Raw genomic sequence first — 15,352 nt, 5'->3', positions numbered from 1 at the left:
TCTCCTGTCGCTTCAGGACGCGGCCTCGGCCACGTAGTCGGGATCGGTCTCGGTGAGCCCCTCGCCGCCGGTGAGGAGGGCGGCCCCGGCGTGGTTGCGGGACAACGGCGTGTCGACGGTCAGCGCCTCGTTGGACCGGTGGTAGAGGCGCCACCACAGCGCGGCCGGGACGGTGAGCCCGTGCAGTGCGGCATCGAGCAGGTGCTCGCCGCCCGCCATGGCCGCACGCGAGCCTGCCGGGACCGCGGCGGTGGCTTTCGTAGCCGCCAGCACCCGGACGCCGCCCGTACCGCTCACGCGCACCCTGGCGCCGAGCCGCGCGCCGAGTGGCTCGGCGGCTCGCAGGAGCTCGGCATCGGCCAGATCCGTCACGGTCACCGTCGCGGCATCGTGCTCGCTCACCGTCGCGACGGCCAGGTCGAGCAGGGCGGGCACGGCGAACGGCGCCGGGATTCCCCGTGCTGCCACGCTGATCCGGGGCCCGTCCTCCCCGGTGATCTCCGGGGTCGCCCAGCCGCCGGGGGCGCGCCCGTCGAGGAAGGCGAGACCTTCCAGCCCGAGCGACTCGTCGGCGACGACGGCCTCCCTCACCGCGGCCCACGCGCCCTTGGGGACGCCGAGCAGCATCACGATCCGTTCGGTGACCAGGCGGGTCTCGCGCAGGCTCACCCGCAGCGTCTCCGCGCTCATCGAGCACCGCCCTTTCCGGAGAGCACCTCGTTGACCTCCTCGGCCCGCCGCAGCAGTGCGGTCGTGGCCTTCTCGACGTCGAGCCTGCTCGCCGGGCCCGCCAGGCTGAGCGCGCCGACGCAGCCGCCGTGCACGTCGAAGACGGGCGCGGCGATGCCGGTGACGCCGTCGAGCCAGCGACCACTGGAGGTCGCGTAGCCCGCCTCGCGGATCGCCGCGAGGTCCTCGGCGGCGGGCACCTCGACACCGCGGTTGCGCAGGTCGTCGAGCTGACGCTCGGTGGCCCACGCCATGAGCACCTTCCCGGAAGCGCTGCGGCCCAGCGGCATCTGCGCCTCGGCGCGCAGGTCGACCTGCAGCGTGCGGCCGGGCTCGAGCCGCTGGATGATCGTGGCGGTGTCGCGTTCGAGAATCGCTAGCGAGACGGCCTCGCGGATCTCCTCGACGAGCCGTTCCATCGCGGGCAGCACGCGGTCGGCGAGTCCGGCCTGCCGCAGCGCCGACTGCCCGACCCACGCGGCGCGCAGGGTCAGCCGGTAGGCACCCTCGTCGGTCTGCTCCATCCACCCCGCGGCGGTCAGGGTCACCAGCTGCTGGTGCACGGCGGCCCGAGACCAGCCCAGCTCCCTGGCCAGCTCGGAAACGCGCACCGAGCGCTCCGCCTGCGCGACCGTCTCGAGCACGCCGAGGCTCTTCAGCGTGGTGGACAACGGCTGGGTGCGTGGCTTGCTCTCCTCGCTCACGCGCGGTCTCCTCCGTTCCGCCCGGCACCGGGCTCGGCCGGCCACCACCACACGCTCTCGTCGCCGCGCGCGATGTCCTCGCGCGTGGGAGCGCCCTGGAAGATCAGGCCGCGCAGTGTCCGGTTGAGATAGTCCTTTGTCCGGTCCAAACCGTACAGTGCGCCGTTCATGAGCCGGATCAGCCTCGCTGGCACGAACTCCACGTCCAGTGCGTCCACATAGGGCTGTGCGTAGGGGTTGCCGCGCAACGCCTGGAAGCGCTCGATAGCGGCGAGCTGCTCGGGGTTGTCGAAGAGGAACCGTCCTACCCGGACCCGCGGATCATACGTGTCCAGCTGCGCGCGCAGCGCCCGCGCGAGCCCCGGCACGTCCACGGAGAGGTCGAACCCGCCGGGCACCTCCTCGCGGGGGCCTGACCTGGGCTCCTCCGACGACCGCGACTTGTACCAGATGCGCCTGCGGTCGTGCTCGCCCGCGATGGGCAGCTCCAGCGCCCAGCGGTACTCCTCTTCGAGCAGGCGGCGCAGCTCGCCGATGGTCATCCCGGGCTCGCGCACCAGCTGCTCGTCCACGAGCAGCTCCTCGGTGAGCCGCGTGCACTCCTGCGGCACGAACTCGATCAGCAGCGCGTCGAGCGTCTCCTCGGTCTCCGCGGTGACCGTCCCGGCGATCTCCCCGCGCAGCTGCTCGAAAGCGGGCACCTCGGGACCCGCGAACCGTTCCCCGGCCTTCAGCCGGGTGACGAGGCCTCGGACCTTCTCCAGCTCCGCGGCGACGTGCTCGCTGGCCGGAAAGACGTTGTAGCTCATGGGATCCTGGCGCCGGTAGGTGATCGCGCGGTCCAGCAGCCCGAGCAGCGTGTCCCAGCGTCCGTCGGCTTCGGACGGATCGAGTCTGCGCGCCGCGAGCAGCGCGCGTTCGCGCAGGGTGAGCCAACGGTCGACGAGCCGGGGGTGGTTGGCGACGAAGAGCACGAGCCCGAGCGCGGAGCCGTTGCCGAGCCCCAGGTAGCGACGGTACTCGGTCGCGAGGGGCACCGCACGCGACGACACGCCCCGCGCGAGGCGTTCGCACAGGTCGGCGCTGAACTCTCGCATGAGGTAGGCCGTGAGCATCTGCGCGTGGTAGGGCACGCGCAACGGGTGACGGTCGCCGTAGGAGATGAAGGTGCGGGTGCCGAACGTGCCGTTCGCGTCGAGACCGGTGTTGCGCATGAGGTAACCGATCCCCCGCAGCACGTCCGGGTCGGGCTGCCGGCCGTCGGCCAGCGCGCGGACGCTGTGCTCGAACGCCCTCAGGCTCCGGTTGGAGCGGCACCAGACGAGCGTGCCCGGCGCGGCGCGGCCGGCGTAGAGCTTCGGCAGCTCACGGCGGGTCTGCTCGATGCGCGCCTCGTCGGCCTCGCCCTCCCACAGGGCGCCGACCATGTCCCAGCTCTGGCCGATGATGCGCGGGGTGCGGTCGACCATCCTCGGCTCGGAACTGAAGGCGGCGAAGGAGAACACGTCGCTTCCGGTGTCCACCCGGTACACCGCGACGCCGTCGCCGGCGTCGGACACGTCCATCGTGGACAGTTCGATGTTCCAGCGTTCCCGGGTCATCTTCTCGATCAGTGACCGGCTCGCACTGAGCCGGGTCGGCTGCATGGCCGCCAGTCGCCGCGGATCCATCAGCTCGGCGGGATCGCGGAACGCGAGCCCCTCCGCCGTGGCCGCGGGGGCGGGTCTGCCGGCAGTACGCATCCACCCAACCTTCGCTTCGATGTGTGTCATGAATATCTTGACAGCGTTCGCTTTTACATGACACTATGTGCTCGCGGTTCCCCGCACAAGAGTTCCCGCGCAGTTGATCTGCTCGTAACCGATGCGCGAGTCGCGCACTCAGGACCGCGAGTTGCGCACTCAGGACCGCGAGTTGCGCACTCAGGACCGCGAGTTGCGCGTTCGCGGCGGCGCGCCGGGAGCGGCGGGGCTACGGGAACAGGGAACCCGCGGTCGCGAACGCGGAACTCACCGTCGGGAATGCAGAACTCGCGGTCGGGAACGCGGAACTCGCGAGCCGGAGCGCAGGACTCGCGCGGCGCGTCAGCGGCGGCGGCGCGGCGTCAGCCGGACGCCCGGGAGCCCGGGCGCGGGAATGCGCGCGTCACCGTGGCCGGCCACACGGCCGAACCGGGACGTGTCGCCGGCCTCCCAGCCGGCGCGGGCCTCGGCGATCTCGTCGTGGCCGCGGCCGACGAAGTTCCACCACATCACGAGCTCGTCGGGAAAGGGCTCGCCGCCGAGCAGCACCGCCCGGGCGCCACGCGCCGAGGACACCGGCAGCGACGTGCGCCCGGTACCGAGGTACAGCAACGGACCCACCGCGAGCGGGGTGTCCGCGACCACCGCCTCCCCCTGCACCAGGAGCACCGCGTATTCGAAGTCCGGGCGCAGCGGCACCTCCGCCCCGGCGCCCGGCTCCACCGTGAGCTCGGCGCCGACGATCGGCGTGTACACCGTCGCCGGCGAAACCGCCTCCCCCAGCGAGCCGACCAGCACCGTCGCCCGCAGCCCGCCGTTCTCGTACGACGGCAGCGACACGTGCTGCTCGAACGCGGGCGCGACGCCGGTGCTCTCCCTCGGCAGCGCGACCCACAGCTGCAGGCCGTGCAGCATCGGCTCGGAGCCGAGCGAGAACTCCGAGTGCGCCACCCCTCGCCCGCCGGTCATGAGGTTGAGCTGACCTGGCCGCACCACCACGTCGCTGCCAATGCTGTCGCGGTGCCGTATCTCGCCCGCGATCGGCCAGGTGACCGTCTGCAGCCCGATGTGCGGATGCGGCAGCACGCGCATGTCGGAACGTGCGGGACCGAACTGGTCGAGGAAGCACCAGGTGCCGACGGTCGGCAGTGCCCGCTGCGGCAGGACCCGGTCGACCTGCATCCCCCGCACACCACCGAGCGGCACCGTCCTCGCCCGCAGCAGCTCGGTCACCGCGCCGTGTTCCGCCGTGCGGCACGGCGTCACCTCCGGGCTGGCTTCGAGGTTACTCATCGGCCTTGCCGTTGCCGCGCCAGTGGACGTGCTCCTCGTACCGGTCGGAGTTCTTGCGCACGTAGCTCGCGATGAACGGGCACACCGGCACGATCACCCGGCCCCGCGCCACGGCGTCGTCGAGCGCACCGGCGGCGAGCACCTTCCCGAGCCCCTGCCCCGCGAAGGCGTCGTCCACCTCGGTGTGCAGGTACACCGTGCGCTCGCGCTGTTCGCGGTACTCGGAGAAGCCGGCGAGCCGCTCGCCCGACCACACCTCGTAGCGGCTGCGCTCGTCGTTGCGGACCACCCGCGGCTGGGTCACCTGCTCGGTCATGTGCCTCATCCTTCCCGCGTCGCCTGTCCCTGCAACACGCTAGCCACCCGGGATCTTCCCCGCGAGCGGCGGCGGACGGCGGAGGCCGGGCTCAGACGAGGGGGCGGCCGGTGCGCAGCCTGCGCCGCAGGTCCCAGAGGTAGGCGTTGTAGGGGAACTCGCGCAGGGGCCTGGGCAGGGGCCTGATGACCCGCGCGATGGTCCGCATGAGCCGGTCCCAGCGGCGTTGCTGGCGCGGCGTCCAGGTCAGCCGCATCTCGTCGCGGAACCGCTGCGGCAGGAAGCCCGTGGTGACGAACCGGTTGAACGGCCCGAGCAGCAGGCTCACGATGCGCGGCATGAAGCGCAGGGTCGCGATGCCGTAGAGGTACTCGCGCACGGTGTCGTCGATGTGGACCTGCTCGAGCGAGGAGTTCCAGTACTCCTCGAACGCGGCCCGGTCGGCGGGCCACATGTCCTCGCGAACCTGCAGCGTGGTGCCCAGCGGCGCGGCGGCGCGGTAGACCGCCTCCAGCTCGCCGGGCTCCAGCCTGCCCGCGAAGACGTGGTAGACGTCCTCGAAACCCTTGTAAAGGCAGGCGGCCACCCAGAGCTGCAGGCGAGGGTCCATCGCGCTGTACTTCACCGGGCTGTCCTTGGTCGAGCGCACCTGCATGTGCTGCTTGTCGACCGCACGCCGGTAGGCCAGCCGCTCCTCCTCGGTGCCCAGCGTGGCCACGGCGAGGTAGGTCAGCGTGGTCCGCGTCCGCTTGACCGGGTGCTTGAAGACGTTGCCGTCGTCGACTCTGCTCTCCACCACGCCGTACCCGACCCCGGGTCGCGCCAGCTGCATGATGATGTTCGCCGCACCGGCCATCAGCCCCGCACCGATGACCATGTCGTCACGGACTTCCAGCATCGTCTCCGGCTTGTTCGCGGTGGTGTCCATCGGCGACCCCTTCATCTGCTCACGGCCGTTAGCAGATATGCAACCGCGTTCTCCCCGGAGGTGTCAAGATGGTCGGCATGGACTCCACACCTCTGCGGACCTATGGCGGTGTCACGGGCAGTGACCGGCAAGCCGAGCGCAGGGCCCAGCTCATCGAAGCGGGTCTGGAGCTGCTCGGCGCGCGCGACGGCGAGCAGAACCTCAGCGTGCGCGGGGTCTGCAGGCAGGCCGGACTCGCGGCGAGGTACTTCTACGAGAGCTTCCCCGATCGCGACGCGTTCGCGGTCGCGGTCTACGACCACGTGGTGGAGAACATCGCGGCGACCACCCTGGAGGCGGTCAACGCGGCTCCGCGGGACGCGCGCGCGAAGATCCGGGCCGGGCTGGGCACGCTCGTGCGGACAGTCGCCGAGGACCCGCGGCGCGGGCGGCTGCTGTTCTCCCCCGCGCTGAGCGGCACCGTCCTCGGCGAGCGCCGCGTCGAGTCGACCCGCCTGTTCGTGCGGCTGCTCGGCCTGCAGGCGCGCGAGTTCTACGGCGTGCACACCAGCACGCAGATCGAGATCACCGCCGAGCTGCTGGTCGGCGGCCTCGCCCAGACCCTTACGTCGTGGCTGGACGGCACGCTCTCGGCGAGCCAGGAGGAGATCGTCGAGTACTGCGGCGAGATCTTCCGCACGGTCGCGGAGCACACCGATCTCGATGCGTCGGCTGCGGACTGATCCGGCCGGAACGCACAACTCGCCGTCCTGAGTGCAGGACTCGCCGTCCTGAGCGCGCAACTCGCCGTCCTGAGCGGGGGACTCGCGGGCTGGAGCGGGGACTCGCGACGGCATCAGCCCTTGCCCGGGTGCTTGGTGCCGCACGCACGGCACACGCGCGCCTGCTCGTCGGCGTAGAACGCCTCGAACACCGGCGGCAGGTCGGCCACGATGTCGCGCACCTGCAGCTCGACCTCGTACACGAGCGCAGAGCAGTTCGGGCAGTACCACTGGAACTTCTCCAGCGTGCCCTCCTTGCGGATGCGCTCGATGACGATACCGATGGAGCCGGCCTCGGGCCGCTGCGGCGAATGGGGCACGTTCGGGGGCAGCACCCACATCTCGCCCTCGCGGATGTGCACGGGCTCCACGCCGTTCTCGGTGACGATGTCGACGTGGATGTTCCCCTTGATCTGGTAGAAGAACTCCTCGTACGGGTCGACGTGGAAGTCGGTGCGCGCGTTGGGCCCGCCAACCACCATCACGATGAAGTCCTGCGACCCCGGGAACAGCTGCTTGTTGCCGACCGGCGGTTTCAGCAGCGCCTGGTTCTGCTCGAGCCAGCCGGGAAAGTGGACGGGAGCGGTGATGCCGGTCGTCTCGGTCATGTCGTCCTCCTACTCCATTGTGGACCGCGGCAGCACGGCCACGGCGGACATCTCGATCAGCAGGTGCGGATGCGGCAGCTGGTGCACCGCGACGGTGGTCCTGGCGGGCCCGTTCTCGTCGAAGAACTCGCCGTAGACGGCGTTGTAGCCGCCGAAGTCGTTCATCGAGACCAGATAGGTCGTGACCGACACCAGGTCCTCCAGCCCGGCGCCGACCTCGGCGAGCACATCGCGGAGGTTGCCGATGACGGCGCGGGTCTGCTCGCGGATGTCGAGCGCGGTGGTGCCCAGCTCGTCCACGTCGGCGCCCGCGATGGTGTTGTCGGCCCTGCGGCTGCTGGTGCCGGAGAGGAACGCGAACCCGTTCGCGACCTTCACGTGCGGGTACCGGCCGCGGGGCCTTGCCTTGCCCGCGACCGTGCGCGCGGCGCGGGTGCCGCCGTTGCCGTCCATGGGTCCCCTTTCAGCCGAGGTCGACGCAGACGTTGGTGGTCTCGGTGTAGAAGTCCAGCGAGCGCAGCCCGCCCTCGCGCCCGATGCCGGAGGCCTTGGTGCCGCCGAAAGGGCTGCGCAGGTCACGCAGGAACCACGTGTTGACCCACACCAGCCCGACGTCGAGCGCGGACCCGGCGCGGTGGGCCCTGCCGACGTCGCGGGTCCACACCGCCGCGGCGAGGCCGTAGTCGCTGTCGTTGGCCAGCGCATAGGCCTCGTCCTCGTCGTCGAAGGGCGCCACGTGGCACACCGGGCCGAAGATCTCCTCGCGGTTGGTCCTGGTGTGCTCGCCGAGCCCGGTGAGCACGGTCGGGCGCACGTACGCGCCGCCGTCGCGGGCGTCACCGAACACCGGGTGGTCGCCGCCCGCGTGCACCTCGGCGCCCTCGTCGCGGGCGAGCCGGTAGTAGCCGAGCACCTTCTCCCGGTGGTCCCTGGAGATCAGCGGCATCGTGGTGAGCCCGGGGTCCGTGGGCCAGCCGAACACGGCTTCCCTCGCGCGGGCGGCGAGCCGCTCGGTGAACTCCTCGAACACGGGGCGCTGCACGTAGAGCCGCTCGGTGCACAGGCACACCTGGCCGCCGTTGGTGAACGCCGAGCGGACGGTGCCGGCCACGGCGGCGTCGAGGTCGGCGTCGGCGAACACGATGCCCGCGTTCTTGCCGCCCAGCTCGAACGACACGGCCTTGACGCCGTCGGCGGCCGAGCGGCCGATCGTGGAGCCCGTGGCGGACTCGCCGGTGAACGTGATCGCGTCGACACCGGGGTGCCGCACGAGGTACTCCCCCGCCGAATCCGGCCCGAATCCGTGCACGAGGTTGAACACGCCCGGCGGCAACCCGGCGTCGCGCACGATCTCCGCGAGCACCGCCGCGGAGGACGGCGTCTCCTCGGAGGGTTTCACCACCACGGTGTCGCCACACGCGAGCGCGGGAGCGACCTTCCACGTGAGCAGCAGCAGCGGCAGATTCCACGGCACGATCACGGCGACCACACCGACCGGTTTGCGCACGGCGTAGTTGAGGGCCCGGCCGCCGCCCGCGGTGCCGGTGAGGAACGACTCCCCCGCCGCCGCGCTGACGATGTCGGCGAACGCGCGGAAGTTCGCCGCCGCGCGCGGGACGTCGAGCGTGCGGGCCTGATCCACGGGCTTGCCGGTGTCGGCCACCTCCGCCGCCACGAGGTCGTCGAAGCGGCGCTCGGCCTCGTCGGCGACGCGGCGCAGCACCGCCGCACGCTCCAGCTCCGTGGTGCGCGCCCACGGCCCGCGCAGCGCCTGCCTCGCCGCCGCGACCGCATCGTCCACATCGGACTCACCGGCCTCGGCGACCCGGCACAGCATCTCGCCGGTGACGGGGCTGAGTTTGGGGAAGTCCTTGGCGGAGCCGGTGAACTCCCCGTCGATGAAGTGCCGCAGCGTGTCAGTCACGATCGCCTCCGGAGTGCGGTCACGGCGCCCGCGAGGCCGAGCGCGCCGGCCACCGCTGCGCCGAGCAGACGGTGTTGGGTGCGTACCCGGCGGCACACCGCCGAGTACGGGACGGTCGAGAACGACACGAGCTCGTAGCGGGAAGCGTAGCGTCCCGGCAGTGCCCGCTCCAGAGCGTGCTCGACGCGCTTGCCGAGTTTGAACAGCGGCGAGGCGACCTTGTCGCGCATCTCGACGAAGTTGGCCAATGCCATCTCCGCGATCGCCTCGGTGTCGGCGCGGCGTTCCCGGTCGAAGAGCGGCAGCGCCGCGCTCCAGTCGCCGCCGGTGTCGTCGAGGCACCGTTCGAGCACCACGACATCCTCGAACGCGCAGTTGGCACCCTGCCCGTAGAACGGCACGATGGCGTGCGCGGCGTCGCCGATCAGGCACACCCGGCCACTCGCGTGCCACGGCGCGCAGCGCACGGTGCCGAGCAGTCCGACGGGATTCTCGCGGTACTCGGTGACCAGGTGCGGCAGCAGCGGCACGACATCGGGGTAGTGCGCGGTGAAGTACCGCTCAACGGCGGCAGGGCTGCTCAGCGAGGCGAACGACTCGGTGCCGCTGGTGGGCCAGAACAGCGTGCACGTGAACGAGCGGTCCGGGTTGGGCAGCGCGATCATCATCGAGCGGCCCCTCGGCCAGATGTGCAGGGCGCCCGGATCGAGCGCGAACTCGCCGCCCACGGCCGGGATGGTGAGCTCCTTGTAGCCGTAGTCGAGGAAGTCGAGCGTCTCGGCGGTCGCGGCGTGGCGCAGCAGCTCGCCACGCACGGCCGAGCCGGCCCCGTCGGCGCCGAGCACCACGGCGGCACCGGCGCGTAGCGGCCCGTCGGGCGTATCGAACGTCAATGCGCCCGTGGCGGGGTCGAGCCCGGTCAGCCAGTGCTCGAATCGCACCTCCACCTCCGGCAGCGCCTGCGCGGCGTCGAGCAGGACGTTGTTGAGCGCGCCGCGGCTGATCGAGTTGATCGCCCGCCGGCCCTCGGCGCTGTAGGGCTGGAAGTCCAGTACGCCGTCAGCGGAGTGGACCATCCGGCCGCGCATGGGGAGTGCGTCGGCGAGCACCTTCCCGTCGAGCCCGACCCGGCGCAGGGCGTCGATGCCCCGTTCGGACAGCGCGAGGTTGATGGATCGCCCGCGTTCGGCCCCGGTCAGCCGAGGGTCGGGGCGACGCTCGTAGAGCACCACACGCTCGCCCCGGCGCGCGAGGTACCCGGCGAGCAGGCAGCCCGTCAGCCCCGCGCCGACGATCGCGACGTCTCCGCTCGCCGTCATGGTTCCTCCGCGACGAGCCGGGCGCGCGCGCCGGTGACCACGCCGCACTCCAGGCGCGTCCGCCGGGACGGCTCGTCAGCGCCCACCCGCTCGGCGCGCGGCGATGGCCGGGCGCCGAGCCGGAGCGGCTCCCGCGGGGCGAGCGGGCGGGTCGCGGTGACGGCGTCGAGCAGCCCGGCCAGGTACCCGGTCGGCCGCAAGCCGCGCGCCCGGAGCGCTGGCATGCCGATCTGCTCGAAGGTCGAGAGCGACGTCCGCACCGGACCCGTCGCGAGGATCGGCGGGCCGGAAACCCGCCACGCCTCCGCGGTGGCCACCGGGTGGCCCTCGCGGGCGAGCGGGTCGAGCACCTCCCCGCAATGGCCCAGGCGCGCGACGATGGCGTCCGGGTCGAGGCCGTGGGAGCGGGCCTGTCTGCGCACGGCGTGGCTGTCGAGGTCCCCCAGCAGCTCGGCCCTGGTCGCGGCGGGCCGCAGGCCCAGCGGGTTGCCCGCGAGAAAGGCGGCCTCGGGGTACTCGCCGCCCTGCGCGGTCGGGGCCGGGAACGGGTCGGCCGCGTCCCGGCGCGGCGTCCCGGCCCCGGTGTCGTCGAGCGTCGTCGTCATCGCCGTCAGCCCATCAGCGTCGTTGCCGTCGCCTCCATAGTGCGCGCGTCGGAGCCCGGATGGTGATACCCCTGGCCGGCGAAGTTCCGGCTGTCCCGCTGTGACCCGACGGGTCGAGCTCAAGACCGCTTCGAGGCGTGAGCGCCTTCTGCCTACGATTCGACGGCCGCGCGGGTCGCGACCACCCGGTCGATGAAGCCGTATCCCCGTGCCTCGCTCGCGGTGAACCACCGGTCGCGGTCGGAGTCGGCGACGATCCGCTCGACGGGCTGCCCGGTGTGGGTGGCGATGAGCCCGGCCAGCTCGCGCTTGCTCGCGCGCAGCATCTCCGCCTGGATGCGGATGTCGGACTCGGTCCCACCGACCCCGGCGGAGGGCTGGTGCATGAGGATCTGGCAGTGCGGAAGGGCGTGCCGTTTGCCGGGGGTGCCCGCCGAGAGGAGGAACTGACCCATCGAGGCGGCGAGGCCGAGCCCGAACGTCGCCACGTCGCAGCGGACGAGCTCCATGGTGTCGAAGATGGCCATCCCGGCCGGCACCGAACCGCCGGGCGAGTTGATGTAGAGGGAGATGTCGGCCTCCGGGTCGTCGGCGGCGAGCAGCAGCAGCTGCGCCGTGACGCGGTTGGCCACGTCGTCGTCCACCTCCTGCCCGAGCACGATGATCCGCTGTCGCAGGAGCCGGTCGTAGACCGCGTCGGAGAGCGTCGCCGGAGATTGGTGTGCCTGTGTCATGCCGCGGACGCTAGAGCAGTGAGCCGATCGTCCACAGTGCATGGACACCGGATTCGCTTGCGGCGAAACGGCTTCCTGGGACTTTCGCCGACGGCGTAATGCTCAGCGCCGTCGGCGCCACCACCGTTCGCGCCGTGACCGCTCCTCCGCCTCCGGCGCCGAGGGCGCGGCCGGAGGCGGAGTCCGCGCGGCCTGCCAGCCTGCGACGATCTCGTCGGCGTCCACGGGCGCGACGTGCACGCGCGGACCCGTGCCCGCGCGCAGCCAGTCCACGATGCGCCGGTTCAGCGCGCTGACCGCCTCGCGCACGGCCTCCTCCGAGCGCAGGGACGCGACCGTCTCCGGCAGCCGCTCGGCCTCCTTGCGCAGTTGCAGCGGGGTGGGCAGCAACGCGTCCGAGGGCAGGCCCTCGCGCCGCAGGTAGTCCCGCAGCCACCACTGCTCCTCGACGGGCCGGTCGCGTCCGGGCAGCGGTTTGCCCGCTCCCGGCAGGTCGTCGAACTCGCCCCGTTCCTGCGCTTCCCGGATCTGCTTCTCTACCCACGACTCGAAGCTGACGCCGGGCGGCTTGCGTTCCGTCATGTCCGCACCTCGGTCTCGCCGGTCCCGTTATGATACATCGGTATCACAAAGGAGGCGAGTATGCCGAGGACCGTCGACCACGCTCAGCGGCGTGCCACGATCGCCGAGGCGCTGGTCCGGCTCGCGGCGCGCGAGGGCCTGCACGCCGTGACGATGCGGGCGGTGGCGGCCGAGGCAGGGGTGTCGCTGCGGCTCGTGCAGTACTACTTCGAGACCAAGGCCGCCCTGCTGCACGCGACGCTGCTGCACCTGGAGGAGGCGAGCCACGCACGGTGGCGGGAACGCCTCGCCGGCCTATCCGGCCCCGTGCCCGCGCGGCGGTTCGTCGAGGCCCTGCTCGCCGAGGCGCTGCCGACCGACGAGCGCAGCCGCGCGTTCCACCTGGTCTGGACGTCGTACGCGGTGCTCGCGATGACCGAGCCGGACCTGGCCGCGCAGCCGTTCGTCGCCGGGCCGAGGCGGCTCGAACAACAGCTGACGGCGACACTGCGCGAGGCGGCCGGAGAGCTGGCCGAGGACACGGATCCCGCGGCGGAGGCCGCGCGCCTGCTGGCGCTGACCCACGGGCTGGGCACCAGCGTGCTCGTCGGCCAGCGAACGGCGGCCTCAGCGGAGGCGGTGCTGCGCTACCACGTGGACCGCCTCTTCACCCATCGGGACCACGCCTGACGGTCCGCGCGAGAGTTCCAGTCACATCGCCGCCGTGGCACCATCGACAGTGAACGACCCGGCTGGAGGAACCGGTGGCTGACGGCGAGTTCTCCGCGTACGGCCTGTCGCACTGGCTGGTCCTCGCCGTGTTCGCGGCGGGGGCCGCGGCGTTGGTCCTCGCCGGCCGCAGGCAGCGCGGCACCCCGGCGGAACGCCGCCTGAGCCGTGCCTTCGCCGTCGCCGTGGTGGCCGCGGTGCTGGTGGTGCAGACCTACTCGGTGATCACCGTCCGCGAGGTGGTGAACTGGATCCCGCTGCACCTGTCCGACCTCGCGGGCCCGGTCGCCGCCTACGCGCTGTGGACCCGCAGGCCATGGCCGTGCGCGCTGACGTACTTCTGGTGCCTGACCTTGAGCACGCAGGCCCTGTTCTTCCCCGTGCTGACCGGGCCGGACTTCCCGTCACGCACGTTCGTGGCGTTCTGGGGAGTGCATCTGCTCGTCATCTGGGCCGCGGTCTACCTCACCTGGGGCGTGGGCCGGGTTCCGGACTGGCGCGGCTACTGGTTCTCCGTCACCGTCACGGCGGGATGGGCCGCGGTCGCCATGGTGTTCAACGCGTTCGCGGGTACCAACTACGGCTACCTGAACCGCGCACCCGAGTCGGTGTCGCTCGTGGACGTGCTCGGCCCGTGGCCGTGGTACGTGCTCTCGATCGTCGTACTCGTGCTCGGGGTGTGGGCGCTCATGACGTGGCCGTGGACGCGAGGCGCCCGCCAGCACGCCGCCGCGACACGCGCGTAGCACCGCCCGCGAGTCGTGCGTTCGCGTGACGCCGGAGTGTTCCCGTCGTCCACACCGGACGAAAAAGGCAGGGGTCTCGTCGACTCCCTGCCACTCTCAACATATAGCGCACCCAGGGTCTTGCGGCAAGACCCGGTCCGTGGCGCAGAATCTCCGGCCGACAGGCGATCGCAGGGACAATCAGGGGGCCACATGTACGACGTGATCATCGCCGGAGGCGGGCCGACCGGCCTGATGCTGGCCGGTGAGCTGCGGCTGCGGGGCGTGCACGTGCTCGTGCTCGACAAGGAGACGGAACCGACCCCCGTGGTCCGCGCACTCGGCCTGCACGTGCGCAGCATCGAGGTGCTGGCCCAGCGAGGGCTGCTGGAACGGTTCCTCGCCCGCGGCACGCGGTACCCGGTCGGAGGGTTCTTCGCCGGCATCGACAAGCCCTCGCCCGAACGGCTGGACACCGCGCACGGCTACGTGCTCGGCCTCCCGCAAACGGTCACCGATCGCCTGCTGGAGGAGTACGCAACCGAGGTCGGTGCCGAGATCCGGCGCGGTTGCGAGCTGACCGGGCTGAGCCAGGACGACGAAGGGGTGACCGCGGAGCTGGCGGACGGCACGCGGCTGCGCTCGCGTTACCTCGTCGGCTGCGACGGAGGCCGCAGCACGGTGCGGAAGCTGCTCGGGGTCGGCTTTCCCGGTGAGCCGGCCAGGGTCGAGACGCTGCTGGGTGAGCTGGAGGTGGGCGTGCCGCCGGAGACGGTGGCGGAAGTGGTGGCCGAGGTCCGCAGGACCCAGAAGCGGTTCGGTGTCGGACCGCTCGGGAACGGGGCGTACCGCGTCGTCGTGCCCGCCGAGGGGGTGGCCGAGGACCGCTCGGTCCCGCCGACACTCGACGAGGTGAGGCACCAGCTGAGGGCGATCGCCGGCACCGACTTCGGCGTGCACTCGCCGCGCTGGCTGTCCCGCTTCGGCGACGCCACGCGGCAGGCCGAGCGCTACCGGACCGGCCGGGCGTTCCTGGCGGGCGACGCCGCGCACATCCATCCACCGGTCGGCGGGCAGGGCCTCAACCTCGGCCTCCAGGACGCGTTCAACCTCGGCTGGAAGCTGGCCGCAGCGGTGGCAGGCTGGGCGCCGGAAGGGCTGCTCGACAGTTACCACGCCGAACGGCACCCGGTGGCCGAGGACGTCCTCGACAACACCCGCGCGCAGATGGAGCTGATGTCCACCGCGCCCGGCCCACAGGCCGTGCGCAGACTGGTGGCGGAGCTGATGGACTTCGAGGAGGTGAACCGGCACCTGATCGAGAAGATCACCGCGATCGGCGTTCGCTACGACTTCGGCGAGGGACACGAGCTGCTCGGCGGGCGGCTGCGGGACGTGGAACTGAAGCGGGGCCGCCTCTACGAGCTGATGCACGGTGGTCGGGGGCTGCTGCTCGACCAGACCGGCCGGCTCTCGGTGGCCGGCTGGGCGGACCGCGTCGACCACGTCGTCGACGTCAGCGAGGAGCTGAACGCACCGGCCGTGCTCCTGCGGCCCGACGGCCACGTGGCCTGGGCCGGAGAGGACCAGCAGGACCTGCTCGACCACCTGCCGAGGTGGTTCGGCGCCGCAGCCTGAGGCCGGTCCGCGCCACGGCGCTCACCCCGCCGTGGC

General features: G+C 71.9%; 17 protein-coding genes. 4 read left to right on the top strand and 13 right to left on the bottom strand.

Annotated elements, in window-relative coordinates:
- Positions 1-12: 12 nt before the first annotated feature.
- The 6 genes from DI005_RS32385 to DI005_RS32360 form a co-directional block, all read right to left on the bottom strand.
- The gene (locus tag DI005_RS32385; RefSeq protein WP_113644624.1) at positions 13-690 is read right to left on the bottom strand and encodes a hypothetical protein; all 678 of its coding nucleotides are present in this window, start codon (positions 688-690) and stop codon (positions 13-15) included.
- Positions 687-1,433 carry an IclR family transcriptional regulator gene (locus tag DI005_RS32380; protein WP_158303098.1) on the bottom strand — a complete coding sequence of 249 codons (747 nt, stop codon included), beginning with the start codon at positions 1,431-1,433 and terminating at the stop codon, positions 687-689. Before DI005_RS32380 ends, DI005_RS32385 begins: the two co-directional genes overlap by 4 nt.
- The gene (locus tag DI005_RS32375; protein WP_113644623.1) at positions 1,430-3,175 is read right to left on the bottom strand and encodes a hypothetical protein; all 1,746 of its coding nucleotides are present in this window, start codon (positions 3,173-3,175) and stop codon (positions 1,430-1,432) included. The genes DI005_RS32380 and DI005_RS32375 overlap by 4 nt, the downstream gene beginning before the upstream one ends.
- A gap of 342 nt (positions 3,176-3,517) precedes the next feature.
- On the bottom strand, positions 3,518-4,468 hold the full coding sequence (locus DI005_RS32370) for a pirin family protein (protein WP_113644622.1): 951 nt from the start codon (positions 4,466-4,468) through the stop codon (positions 3,518-3,520).
- A complete protein-coding gene (locus tag DI005_RS32365) occupies positions 4,461-4,784 on the bottom strand; it encodes a GNAT family N-acetyltransferase (RefSeq protein ID WP_113644621.1) in 324 nt (107 codons plus the stop codon). The genes DI005_RS32370 and DI005_RS32365 overlap by 8 nt, the downstream gene beginning before the upstream one ends.
- A gap of 91 nt (positions 4,785-4,875) precedes the next feature.
- On the bottom strand, positions 4,876-5,712 hold the full coding sequence (locus DI005_RS32360; RefSeq protein ID WP_113644620.1) for an oxygenase MpaB family protein: 837 nt from the start codon (positions 5,710-5,712) through the stop codon (positions 4,876-4,878).
- A 77-nt stretch (positions 5,713-5,789) separates the two neighbouring features.
- On the opposite strand from DI005_RS32360, the gene DI005_RS32355 reads away from it, so the two are divergent.
- The gene (locus DI005_RS32355; protein ID WP_113644696.1) at positions 5,790-6,434 is read left to right on the top strand and encodes a TetR/AcrR family transcriptional regulator; all 645 of its coding nucleotides are present in this window, start codon (positions 5,790-5,792) and stop codon (positions 6,432-6,434) included.
- Positions 6,435-6,547: 113 nt separating this feature from the next.
- On the opposite strand, the gene DI005_RS32350 is transcribed toward DI005_RS32355, so the two are convergent.
- The 7 genes from DI005_RS32350 to DI005_RS32320 all read right to left on the bottom strand — a co-directional run bounded on the left by DI005_RS32350 (position 6,548) and on the right by DI005_RS32320 (position 12,245).
- Entirely contained in the window at positions 6,548-7,081 is a 534-nt protein-coding gene (locus tag DI005_RS32350; RefSeq protein WP_113644619.1) for a 3-hydroxyanthranilate 3,4-dioxygenase, read from the bottom strand.
- A 9-nt stretch (positions 7,082-7,090) separates the two neighbouring features.
- A complete protein-coding gene (locus tag DI005_RS32345) occupies positions 7,091-7,534 on the bottom strand; it encodes a RidA family protein (RefSeq protein ID WP_113644618.1) in 444 nt (147 codons plus the stop codon).
- A gap of 10 nt (positions 7,535-7,544) precedes the next feature.
- Positions 7,545-9,005 carry a 2-hydroxymuconic semialdehyde dehydrogenase gene (locus tag DI005_RS32340; RefSeq protein ID WP_199543410.1) on the bottom strand — a complete coding sequence of 487 codons (1,461 nt, stop codon included), beginning with the start codon at positions 9,003-9,005 and terminating at the stop codon, positions 7,545-7,547.
- A complete protein-coding gene (locus DI005_RS32335; protein WP_113644694.1) occupies positions 9,002-10,324 on the bottom strand; it encodes an NAD(P)/FAD-dependent oxidoreductase in 1,323 nt (440 codons plus the stop codon). Before DI005_RS32335 ends, DI005_RS32340 begins: the two co-directional genes overlap by 4 nt.
- Positions 10,321-10,929, bottom strand: a complete 609-nt coding sequence (locus DI005_RS32330; RefSeq protein ID WP_113644617.1) for a hypothetical protein — start codon at positions 10,927-10,929, stop codon at positions 10,321-10,323. Before DI005_RS32330 ends, DI005_RS32335 begins: the two co-directional genes overlap by 4 nt.
- Positions 10,930-11,081: 152 nt before the next feature.
- Positions 11,082-11,663, bottom strand: coding sequence for a ClpP family protease (locus DI005_RS32325; protein WP_113644616.1), 582 nt, complete (start codon positions 11,661-11,663; stop codon positions 11,082-11,084).
- 102 nt (positions 11,664-11,765) lie between these two features.
- Positions 11,766-12,245, bottom strand: coding sequence for a DUF1992 domain-containing protein (locus tag DI005_RS32320; RefSeq protein ID WP_113644615.1), 480 nt, complete (start codon positions 12,243-12,245; stop codon positions 11,766-11,768).
- A 60-nt stretch (positions 12,246-12,305) separates the two neighbouring features.
- Here DI005_RS32320 and DI005_RS32315 point away from each other — a divergent pair, with 60 nt between their 5' ends.
- The 3 genes from DI005_RS32315 (at position 12,306) to rox (ending at position 15,316) form a co-directional block, all read left to right on the top strand.
- Positions 12,306-12,914 (top strand): TetR/AcrR family transcriptional regulator, encoded by a 609-nt coding sequence (locus DI005_RS32315; RefSeq protein ID WP_112268658.1) that lies wholly within the window; start codon positions 12,306-12,308, stop codon positions 12,912-12,914.
- A gap of 74 nt (positions 12,915-12,988) precedes the next feature.
- On the top strand, positions 12,989-13,699 hold the full coding sequence (locus DI005_RS32310) for a TIGR02206 family membrane protein (RefSeq protein WP_233520395.1): 711 nt from the start codon (positions 12,989-12,991) through the stop codon (positions 13,697-13,699).
- 192 nt (positions 13,700-13,891) lie between these two features.
- Positions 13,892-15,316, top strand: a complete 1,425-nt coding sequence (gene rox / locus DI005_RS32305) for a rifampin monooxygenase (RefSeq protein WP_113644614.1) — start codon at positions 13,892-13,894, stop codon at positions 15,314-15,316.
- The last annotated feature ends 36 nt before the right edge of the window (positions 15,317-15,352 follow it).

The organism is Prauserella sp. PE36 (assembly GCF_003311655.1).
GTDB classification, from domain to species: domain Bacteria; phylum Actinomycetota; class Actinomycetes; order Mycobacteriales; family Pseudonocardiaceae; genus Prauserella_A; species Prauserella_A endophytica.
This window is presented reverse-complemented; position numbering and strand designations above follow the sequence as displayed.

Coding starts and splice junctions, on each gene's coding strand:
- rox (WP_113644614.1), top strand. CDS start 13,892: ATGTACGACGTGATCATCGCCGGAGGCGGGCCGACCGGCCTGATGCTG.
- DI005_RS32385 (WP_113644624.1), bottom strand. CDS start 690: ATGAGCGCGGAGACGCTGCGGGTGAGCCTGCGCGAGACCCGCCTGGTC.
- DI005_RS32370 (WP_113644622.1), bottom strand. CDS start 4,468: ATGAGTAACCTCGAAGCCAGCCCGGAGGTGACGCCGTGCCGCACGGCG.
- DI005_RS32330 (WP_113644617.1), bottom strand. CDS start 10,929: ATGACGACGACGCTCGACGACACCGGGGCCGGGACGCCGCGCCGGGAC.
- DI005_RS32375 (WP_113644623.1), bottom strand. CDS start 3,175: ATGCGTACTGCCGGCAGACCCGCCCCCGCGGCCACGGCGGAGGGGCTC.
- DI005_RS32345 (WP_113644618.1), bottom strand. CDS start 7,534: ATGGACGGCAACGGCGGCACCCGCGCCGCGCGCACGGTCGCGGGCAAG.
- DI005_RS32320 (WP_113644615.1), bottom strand. CDS start 12,245: ATGACGGAACGCAAGCCGCCCGGCGTCAGCTTCGAGTCGTGGGTAGAG.
- DI005_RS32365 (WP_113644621.1), bottom strand. CDS start 4,784: ATGACCGAGCAGGTGACCCAGCCGCGGGTGGTCCGCAACGACGAGCGC.
- DI005_RS32355 (WP_113644696.1), top strand. CDS start 5,790: ATGGACTCCACACCTCTGCGGACCTATGGCGGTGTCACGGGCAGTGAC.
- DI005_RS32325 (WP_113644616.1), bottom strand. CDS start 11,663: ATGACACAGGCACACCAATCTCCGGCGACGCTCTCCGACGCGGTCTAC.
- DI005_RS32350 (WP_113644619.1), bottom strand. CDS start 7,081: ATGACCGAGACGACCGGCATCACCGCTCCCGTCCACTTTCCCGGCTGG.
- DI005_RS32360 (WP_113644620.1), bottom strand. CDS start 5,712: ATGGACACCACCGCGAACAAGCCGGAGACGATGCTGGAAGTCCGTGAC.
- DI005_RS32315 (WP_112268658.1), top strand. CDS start 12,306: ATGCCGAGGACCGTCGACCACGCTCAGCGGCGTGCCACGATCGCCGAG.
- DI005_RS32335 (WP_113644694.1), bottom strand. CDS start 10,324: ATGACGGCGAGCGGAGACGTCGCGATCGTCGGCGCGGGGCTGACGGGC.